General features: G+C 45.1%; 3 protein-coding genes. 1 reads left to right on the plus strand and 2 read right to left on the minus strand.

Annotation, left to right across the window (positions count from 1 at the left end; genetic code table 11):
* Positions 1–394 precede the first annotated feature (394 nt).
* Positions 395–2,551 (minus strand): SulP family inorganic anion transporter, encoded by a 2,157-nt coding sequence (locus ACXLDX_RS12570; RefSeq protein ID WP_457577534.1) that lies wholly within the window; start codon positions 2,549–2,551, stop codon positions 395–397.
* 161 nt (positions 2,552–2,712) lie between these two features.
* Positions 2,713–2,886 (minus strand): hypothetical protein, encoded by a 174-nt coding sequence (locus tag ACXLDX_RS12575; RefSeq protein ID WP_457577535.1) that lies wholly within the window; start codon positions 2,884–2,886, stop codon positions 2,713–2,715.
* A gap of 462 nt (positions 2,887–3,348) precedes the next feature.
* Between ACXLDX_RS12575 and ACXLDX_RS12580 the strand changes: the two genes are divergently transcribed.
* The coding region (locus ACXLDX_RS12580; RefSeq protein WP_457577536.1) for a response regulator at positions 3,349–3,842 on the plus strand (494 nt) is incomplete at its 3' end.

Below are 3,842 nucleotides of genomic sequence, written 5' to 3' on the forward strand. Positions count from 1 at the left end.
AAATGAAAAAATGAATCAAAGTATTATTTCAATACTTGATTATCCATGAAACTCAGCCAAATTGTGGATGTGCCTGTTTTATCAGGCTAGCCTACGGTCAAAAATCACTGGAAATCTCAATTGATAAAGAATTCAAATGAAAAAGTGTCACTCCAGATCATTTTATAATCAGTCTAATGTGATTTTTGAAATACGCCTGATAAAACAGGCCCAATCCCCAGACTCACAAATAACAGGCTGAGTTTCATACGTAATCAGATTTCAATATGTTAATTGTGTAACCTGTTCTGTTGACAATGGCTTGAAGTATATGAATACATCAAGCCATTGAATTTCATATCTGCGGCAGGTAGCGAAGACTCCGAACATGCCGATTGCAGGATTCAGATACAGGTCATTCTGCCGCGGGAAGATACTGTGTCAGCGGGCAATCCCTGCAACTGCCTTTTGGCAGGTCGGAAGAGTTATGAATAATATCAACGAGCTCCGCAACGGCAGTTTTACTGTCTGCGTAGATATGTTCCATACCAATCTCATCAATGAGCCCCGTTCTTTCCATTACAGCCATAACCTGTCCTTTGACTCCGCAGATTGCAAAACCGAGACCGGCCCCGCGAATGCGTTTGCAGAGCATTTCCAGGGCTTCCTCTCCCGAGGCATCCATGTCGTTTATTCCCCTGGCGTCAAGAAGGATGTAGCGGAGGTCCGGACGTTCATTTCTGAATTTGGCCACCTGTTCATCGAGATAGCTGGCGTTTGCAAAAAAGAGAGCACCGTCAAAACGCACCACGGCAATATGACGACATCCTTTAAGTCTGTAATATTCCGCACTTTTGAGCACGTTCTCCTCGTTCAGGGAAAGGCTGGCGACTACCGGGCGCATCGATTTATAGAGGAAAACCGTCATGGAAAGGGCCACACCAACCATAATTCCCTTGTCGAGATGAGGTGCAAAGTAAAGCGTGACAATAAAGGTGATAATGGAGATAGCTCCATCATACCACTGGGCTTTCCACGAATGGATAAATCCCCTGATATTTACAAGGCCGATAACAGCCATCATAATCACTGCAGCGAGTACTGCCTGGGGCAGATGGTAGAGCAGGGGAGTGAAAAAAAGAAGGGTGACTACCACCATCAGAGAAGTTACAACTGATGAAATACCGGAAACAGCACCTGCCTGCAGGTTCACGGCAGAACGGGAAAAGGAACCGGAAACGGAATAGCTGGAGCCGATTGATCCAACAATATTTGCCAGCCCCTGTCCGATTAACTCCTGGTTAGGGTCAAGTTTCTGTCCGGTCTGGGCTGCCATGGCTTTGGCAATGGCTATAGCCTCCATAAAACCGAGAAGAGAAATAATTACTGCGGTCGGCAGCAGTTTGAAAAATTTCTTGGCGTCAAGCTCTGGAATCTTGAATGCCGGCAGCCCTTCTGGAATCTTGCCGACTACGGCGCCCCCGCCGGTCAGCAGCAGGTTTGACGTATCAAGTCTGGAATTCCCGACTTTCAGGCGCCATGTTTTGCCGTCAGTCTGTATTCCTTCCGGGATCTCATCCCTGAGATAAAAGAGATTTGCACCGCTGTCTTTTTTCCTGGCAAATTTTAATGATCGCAGATCTTCACGCAGGAGGTGGCTGCGATGCTTGACCTCTTCAATGCGGTTGGTCAGGATGGCGATCCTGCTTTCAATATGGATCTGTTCTATGGATTTGCCATAACCTTCATGCTGTTTCTTGATTTCTTCATCAAGCTGGTTCCCGGCAGCAGCTCTTTCACTGCCGAGAGCCTTGATTTCCTCTATGGTTTTATTAAATTCAGTAATCTTTTTTGAGATTTCAGATGAAACGAAAGAGGAAACAGAAGTTCGTCGATCATCATTGAAACCGGTGAAGTAGGAAATAATTGTGGTGATTGCTACGGCAATGAGCACATTGGGTATGCGCGGGTTGATTTTGCGCAGGAAAACCATGATTACCACAGCAGCAATTCCATAAACCAGTGTTGGAATATGGGTATAATCAAGTGCTGCCCGGCCGACCCGGAGAATTGTTTCATAATGGTGTGGAGCCTTGTCCACATAAACCCCGAAAAACTTGGAAAACTGCGAAGACGCAATAATAATTGCGGCTGCATTGGTGAAACCGTTTACGACCGGATGCGAAAGAAAATTGACCACGAGCCCGAGCCGTAGAATACCCAGAGAAAACTGGAAGATACCGACAGTCAGTGCCAGAACAATAGAATATGTAATGAATTCGGCTGAACCGGCAGTGGCAAGCGGTTCCAGGGAAGCCGCAGACATAAGTGAGACGACAGCAACGGGGCCTGTTGCCAGTTGTCGGCTGGAACCGAAAAGTGCCGCAACCATCGGGGGGAGAAAGGCAGCATAGAGCCCGTAATAGGCAGGGAGTCCTGCGAGCTGGGCATAGGCCATGGATTGCGGGATGAGTACCAGAGCAACGGTAATGCCCGCAAGTAGATCAATCTTGAATTTACCGGTATCGTAATCCTTGAACCAGTTGAGGAAGGGAAAAACTATACAAATCATGAAGTCACCTATAAGCTTGATTTGGCTATGTATCCGTACGCATAGCCCGCGAATTATCTATGTTTTGAACTGTATGGATTTGCAGCAGGTTTGCATACAGGGCATGTTTTTCGCAAAGGTGGGCTGGTGTGGCTGTAACAGAGACCGTTTCCAGAAGGTTTTCAGATTTTTCGCCAGTCGAAAAACTCGGATGGAGCCGCTTGAGTAAACGGTTCTATCCAGGTGTTTTTTTTCGGCACAGTTCTGTTTATTCTGTTCATCTGATGCAGAATAAGAACCGGATTGCCGGGAATACCGTCTGGACGAAAGGTTTGAACAGGCTGGTAATGCGCCATGAACAATCACCTGCTGAAAAGCCTGGATACAGCTCGGCCATTCGACATGATTTTTCATTTGTAAACTCCTTTCAAAAATATAAAATGGAAGGGTGTCAACCCTTTAAATTGCAAATAATTATTTAGTGCCTGTTTACAGTTGGTCTTTTTGCTTGATATCTGCGTTGCATTAAAATTTCCCGTGCGCCTTGATCTCGAATAAAAATTCTCATTTCTGGACAGACACTATCTGAATCGGTTTTATGTAAACCGGATTTTTCAGAAATGATAGTGAAAGCGCTCTTGAAAAGAATGTCAAGGAAAATGGTATCAATGATGGGAAGGTCGTTTCGTTTTTTATTTCCCATGGGAAATGAAGTTGAATATGATACTATGCAAGCATATATACCGATCCTGGTATATTTTGTTTCAGAAACCGGACAATCACTGGAATACTTTTGATGGAGCAGGAGATACAGAGTTATGTTGAAGCGGAATGTGTTGAGAGTAGTTTTAGCAGATAATCATTCTCTGATAAGGCATGGCATCAAAAAACTGATTGAAAAAAACAGTGAACTGGATGTTGTGGGAGAGGTGGAAAACGGAGAAGAACTGCTCCGTTTTTTGGAAAGTCATAGTGCGGACTTGATTGTTCTCGATATATCCATGCCGGGAATTGGCGGGACAGAGGCTGCCGCAACAGTGAAAAAGAGATATCCATGGATCAGGATTCTTATGCTGACAATGCACACCAGCCGCCAGGTTTTCTATAATGCAATGATAGCAGGAGCGGATGGCTATCTGCTGAAGGATGATTCAGACGAAGAATTGCTGGTTGCCATCGAGCGTGTGAAAAGAGGAAAGAACTATATTTCGCCAAGTCTTGCGGATGATTTCACTGATGATGTTATTGAAATGTACCGTAACGGTAAAAGGAGCCCTTTCAGAGAGCTGACAAAAAGAGAGAAGGAAATACT

The sequence above is a fragment of the Desulfomarina sp. genome (genome assembly GCF_054039375.1).

Bases quoted from the DNA above. Each gene is read 5' to 3' on its own strand.
- ACXLDX_RS12570 (WP_457577534.1), bottom strand. From the start codon at position 2,551: ATGATTTGTATAGTTTTTCCCTTCCTCAACTGGTTCAAGGATTACGAT.
- ACXLDX_RS12575 (WP_457577535.1), bottom strand. From the start codon at position 2,886: ATGGCGCATTACCAGCCTGTTCAAACCTTTCGTCCAGACGGTATTCCC.